This is a genomic window from Kitasatospora phosalacinea, assembly GCF_000716545.1.
In the GTDB taxonomy this organism is placed as follows: Bacteria; Actinomycetota; Actinomycetes; order Streptomycetales; family Streptomycetaceae; genus Kitasatospora; species Kitasatospora phosalacinea.
In genome coordinates this window covers 1-5,425 of the sequence record NZ_JNWZ01000126.1, presented here as the reverse complement: position 1 = coordinate 5,425, position 5,425 = coordinate 1, and the positions used below count along the sequence as shown (strand labels likewise).

Annotated in this window: 4 protein-coding genes and 1 pseudogene; 1 reads left to right on the top strand and 4 read right to left on the bottom strand. The window is 71.6% G+C overall.

The features are described 5' to 3' along the window. A pseudogene (locus OO48_RS37075) lies at nt 1–99 on the top strand (ATP-binding protein); the annotation flags it as partial. 90 nt (nt 100–189) lie between these two features. Here OO48_RS37075 and cimA read toward each other — a convergent pair. From cimA to OO48_RS33480, 4 genes are all read right to left on the bottom strand, one after another. Next, nucleotides 190–1,794 (bottom strand): citramalate synthase, encoded by a 1,605-nt coding sequence (gene cimA, locus OO48_RS33495; protein WP_033223309.1) that lies wholly within the window; start codon nt 1,792–1,794, stop codon nt 190–192. A 331-nt stretch (nt 1,795–2,125) separates the two neighbouring features. Next, the gene (locus tag OO48_RS33490; protein WP_033223306.1) at nt 2,126–2,692 is read right to left on the bottom strand and encodes a Uma2 family endonuclease; all 567 of its coding nucleotides are present in this window, start codon (nt 2,690–2,692) and stop codon (nt 2,126–2,128) included. A gap of 99 nt (nt 2,693–2,791) precedes the next feature. After that, on the bottom strand, nt 2,792–3,904 hold the full coding sequence (locus OO48_RS33485; RefSeq protein ID WP_033223304.1) for a branched-chain amino acid aminotransferase: 1,113 nt from the start codon (nt 3,902–3,904) through the stop codon (nt 2,792–2,794). 172 nt (nt 3,905–4,076) lie between these two features. Further along, entirely contained in the window at nt 4,077–5,114 is a 1,038-nt protein-coding gene (locus OO48_RS33480) for a 3-isopropylmalate dehydrogenase (protein WP_033223302.1), read from the bottom strand. Between the last annotated feature and the right edge of the window lie 311 nt (nt 5,115–5,425).

Below are 5,425 nucleotides of genomic sequence, written 5' to 3'. Positions count from 1 at the left end.
GACATCCCCATCATCACCCTCGACGCCCGACGCCGGGACAGCGCCAAGAGCGCACTCATCACCCTCGTCGAACACGCCCTCCTCGCCCGACTGCGATGACGGGGCCCCCGAAGGGGTAATGGACACGCCAGAAGGGGGCGTGCGGAGCCTTCCGCACGCCCCCTGGGCACTTCCGCGCACCGACCGCCGTTACGGCTGCTGGTCGGCCCTCAGCAGCCCGTAGGTGTACGCGTCCTCCAGCGCCACCCAGGACGCGGCGATCACGTTGTCCGCGACGCCGACCGTCGACCAGTTCGTGGTGCCGTCGGTGGACTCGATCAGCACCCGGGTCTTCGAGCCGGTGCCGTGCTGGCCCTCCAGGATCCGGACCTTGTAGTCCACCAGCTCCAGCTTGGCCAGCGCCGGGTAGATCGGCTCCAGCGCCGTCCGCAGCGCCCGGTCCAGCGCGTCCACCGGGCCGTTGCCCTCGCCGGTGGCGACCTTCCGCTCGCCCCTGGCCCACAGCTTGACGGTCGCCTCGTTGCCCGCGAAGCCGTTCGGGCCCTGCTCGCTGATGGTCCGCCAGGACTCCAGCTCGAAGAACCGCAGCTTCTCGCCGCCGTTCACCTCGTCGCGCAGCAGCAGCTCGAAGGAGGCGTCCGCCGCCTCGTAGGTGTAGCCGAGGTTCTCCTGCTCCTTCACCCGGGCCACCACCCGGCCGGCCAGGTCCCGGTCGCTGGACAGGTCGTAGCCCAGCTCCTTGCCCTTCAGCTCGATCGACGCCCGGCCGGCCATGTCGGAGACCAGCATCCGCATGGTGTTGCCGACCAGCTCCGGGTCGATGTGCTGGTACAGGTCCGGGTCGACCTTGATCGCGGAGGCGTGCAGGCCGGCCTTGTGCGCGAACGCCGAGAAGCCCACGTACGGCTGGTGGGTGGACGGCGCCAGGTTCACCACCTCGGCGATGGCGTGCGAGATCCGGGTCATCTCGGCCAGCGCCCCGGCCGGGAGCACCCGGCGGTCGTACTTGAGCTCCAGCGCCGCCGCGACCGGGAACAGGTTGGCGTTGCCGACCCGCTCGCCGTAGCCGTTGGCGGTGCACTGCACGTGGGTCGCCCCGGCGTCGACGGCGGCCAGCGTGTTGGCGACCGCGCAGCCGGTGTCGTCCTGGGCGTGGATGCCCAGCCGGGCGCCGGTCTCCGCCAGCACGGTGGCGACGATCTCGCGCACCCCGGACGGCAGCATGCCGCCGTTGGTGTCGCACAGCACGACGACGTCCGCGCCGGCCCCGTGCGCGGTGCGCACCACGGCGAGGGCGTACTCCGGGTTGGCCTTGTAGCCGTCGAAGAAGTGCTCGCAGTCGATGAACACCCGGCGGCCCTGGGCGCGCAGGAACTCCACGCTGTCCCGGACCATCTCCAGGTTCTCCTCCAGCGTGGTGCGCAGCGCCAGTTCCACGTGCCGGTCGTGCGACTTCGCCACCAGCGTCACCACCGGCGCGCCGGAGGCGACCAGTGCGGCCAGCTGCGGGTCCTCGGCGGCCTTGCCGCCGGCCCGGCGGGTGGCACCGAAGGCCACCAACTGGGCGTTGCGGAACTCCAGTTCGGCCTGGGCGCGGGCGAAGAACTCGGTGTCCCGGGGGTTGGCGCCCGGCCAGCCGCCCTCGATGAAGCCGACCCCGAACTCGTCCAGGTGGCGCGCGATCGCCAGTTTGTCCGCCACCGTGAGGTTGATGCCCTCGCGCTGGGCACCGTCGCGGAGCGTGGTGTCGAAGACGTGGAAGCCGTCGCTGGGACGGCCGTTGGCCTCGGTCATGGCCCTGGGTTCTCCGTTCGGTGGAGTTACTGCGTCTGCCGGGATCGGAATCCGGCTCCACTGTCCAGCATCCCGCGCGCGTCCCCGGTGTCTCCGTCCCCTTGTGGGGGCCCGGTGCCGGTCCGGGGCAAAACAAAAGACCCCTCGCGGGTGCGAGAGGTCTGCGCGCGGGTCTGGACGCTCGTGGTCGCTCCGCGGTCAGGGTGTTGCCGTCGGAGCGGTCACTGCGGACCGGCGCGCCTGCTGCTAATAATCAGCGAAAGCGAGGACACCCTCGCAGTCTTGCATACGCCCGGCGGGCCGGGAGGGGCGTCTCGCCATCCGGAACGGGTCAGGCCAGCCGGTCCGTTGCCAGGTCGAACCCGAACGGCTTCGGCAGCGGCAGCGGGTCACCGAACGGGACGGAGGTGGTGGCGGTGTACTCGCCGCCTTCCGGGTGGCTGTGCAGCACGACCTGACCGGCCTTCCGGTCCACCAGGAGGTACAACGGAATCCCTGCCGCGGCATAGCCCCTGCGCTTGGCCCCACGGTCCTTGGCGGGGTTCGTGGAAGTGACCTCCACGGTCATCACCACCCCGTCGGGAGTGGACCACGATCCTTTGCCGGCCATCGCGTCGGGCAGGGCGAACGTGCCGTCCGGGATGAACCGGCCGCTCGGCACCACCAAGCCCTTCCCCGGCCCGAAGTCGAAGTCCTCCGCGCACTGCTGGAAGACCTGCTTGACGATCCGGCCGATCGCGGTCTCGTGGTCTCCGTCCGGCGGTGGCGTCACGACGATCTCCCCCTCGATGAGCTCGGCCTTGAACCCCTGCGGGGTGTCCAGGGCCAGGAAGGCTTCGAGGAGTTCGTCCTCCGGACCGCGCCAGACGTCGGTGGCGTCGTGCATCGCGGCGGTCATGGTCCCTCCTTCTTGTCCGAGTCGCTCAACGAGTGGAGTGTGACGAGGCTACCGGGCCCGGGCGTTCCGCCGTGAAACGCCCGGGCCGACGGTCCGGCGTCAGGCGATGGTGTGCATCCAGCCGTGGGCGTCCGGGGCCTGGCCGCCCTGGATGGCGAGCAGGGACTCGCGCAGGCGCAGGGTGATCGGGCCGGGCTCGCCGGTGGCGACGGTCCAGTCGGCGGTGGCGGACTTGACGTGGCCGACGGGGGTGATGACGGCGGCGGTGCCGCAGGCGAAGACCTCGGTGATGGTGCCGTCGGCGTTGCCCCGCTTCCACTCGTCGGTGGAGATCCTCCGCTCCTCGGTGCCGTAGCCGAGGTCGGCGGCGAGGGCGAGCAGGGAGTCGCGGGTGATGCCGGGGAGCAGCGAGCCGGAGAGTTCGGGGGTGACGACGGTGGCGTCCTCGCCCTCGCCGAGGACGAAGTAGAGGTTCATGCCGCCCATCTCCTCGACCCACTTGTGCTCGGCGGCGTCGAGCCAGACCACCTGGTCGCAGCCCTTGGCGGCGGCCTCGGCCTGGGCGACCAGCGAGGCCGCGTAGTTGCCGGCGCACTTGGCGGCACCGGTGCCGCCGGGGGCGGCGCGGACGTAGTCCTCGGAGAGCCAGACCGAGACCGGCTTGACCCCGCCGGAGAAGTACGCGCCGGCCGGCGAGGCGATGATCATGAAGACGTAGGAGTTGGCGGGGCGCACGCCCAGGCCGACCTCGGTGGCGAACATGAACGGCCGCAGGTAGAGGCTCTGCTCCGGCCGGCTGGGCACCCAGGCGCGGTCCTGCTGGACGAGCAGCTCGACGGCCTCCACGAAGGTCTCGACCGGCAGCTCGGGCATCGCCAGCCGGCGGGCGGAGGCCTGGAAGCGGGCGGCGTTGGCCTCGGGGCGGAAGGTCGCGATCGAGCCGTCGGCCTGCCGGTACGCCTTGAGGCCCTCGAAGATCGACTGGCCGTAGTGCAGCGTCATGTTGGCCGGGTCGATCTCCAGCGGCGCGTACGGCGTCAGCTGGGCGTCGTGCCAGCCCCGGCCCTCGGTCCAGCGGATGGTCACCATGTGGTCGGTGAAGACGCGGCCGAAGCCGGGGTCGGCCAGTCGGGCCTCGCGCTCCTCGTCGGACAGGGGGTGCGCGGAGGGCTTGAGGTCGAACGTGATGGGCGCCTGGGTGGGCGTGCTCATGGCTGTCTGTCCTTCACCGTGGGGTTGGGCTGGGCCGGCAACCGTCGGGCGGGGGAAACGCATGACGGCACGGCCCACTGTCGATACTCGCATCCAGAGGGCCGTGCCGAACAGCCGGGCGGCTGTGCTCGCTGTGAACCGGCCCACTGGCCGGAGGTTGTCGTCCGGCCGGTCAGCCGGATACTCGGGCGGCCAGCGCGTCGCCGACCTCGGAGGTGGAGCGGGCACCGGAGCGCTCGGCGAGGTCCGCGGCGACCGCGGCCTCGACCCGGGCGGCCTCGTCGGCGAAGCCGAGGTGCTCCAGCAGCATGGCGACCGAGAGCACGGTGGCGGTCGGGTCGGCCTTGCCCTGGCCGGCGATGTCCGGGGCGGAGCCGTGCACCGGCTCGAACATCGAAGGGAAGTCGCCGCTCGGGTTGATGTTGCCGGACGCGGCCAGGCCGATGCCGCCGGTGACGGCCGCGGCGAGGTCGGTCAGGATGTCGCCGAACAGGTTGTCGGTGACGATCACGTCGAAGCGCTCGGGCTGGGTGACGAAGAAGATCGTCGCCGCGTCCACGTGCAGGTAGTCGGTGGTGACCTCGGGGAACTCCCGGCCGACCTGCTCGAAGATCCGGGTCCACAGGTGGCCGGCGTGCACCAGCACGTTGTTCTTGTGGACGAGGGTGAGCTTCTTGCGCGGGCGGGCCTGGGCCCGGCGGTAGGCGTCCCGGACGACCCGCTCGATGCCGAACGCGGTGTTCAGCGAGACCTCGGTGGCGACCTCCTGCGGGGTGCCGGTGCGCAGCGTGCCGCCGTTGCCGACGTACGGGCCCTCGGTGCCCTCGCGGACCACCACGAAGTCGATCTCCGGGTCACCCGCGAGCGGGGACTTCACGTTCGGGAAGAGCTTCCCGGGGCGGAGGTTGATGTGGTGGTCGAAGGCGAACCGCAGCTTGAGCAGCAGCCCGCGCTCCAGCACGCCGGACGGCACGCTCGGGTCGCCGATGGCGCCGAGCAGGATCGCGTCCTGGCCCTTGAGCTCCTCCAGCACCGTGTCCGGGAGGGTCTCCCCGGTCCGGTGGTACAGCCGTGCACCGAGGTCGTACTCGGTGGTCTCCAGCTTGGCGTCGGAGGGCAGGGCGGCGCGGAGCACCTTGAGGCCCTCGGCCACGACCTCCTGGCCGATGCCGTCACCCGGGATCACTGCGAGACGAATGGTGCGAGACATACCCCGGACAGTACAACCGTCCCACGGCCTGGGCACGGACCGTCCACGATCCGGACGAGGCGTCAGACCGGCGCGTTCTCGAGCACGCGCGGCACCCGCGTGCGGGACCTCGTCCGCGGGCTCACGGGAACCGGGCTCCCGCCGATCGGCTCCGGGCGCCGGCCGGGCTACCGGGCGGCTCCCCGCCCGGGGCCGCCCTTCGGGGTGAGGAGCTGGACGCGCTCCCCGACCGGGTTGAGGTGGTGGATCAGCAGGGCGTCCGCGAGCGGGGTGCGCAGGACCTGGCCGGGGCGGGTGGGGGTGAGGACGGG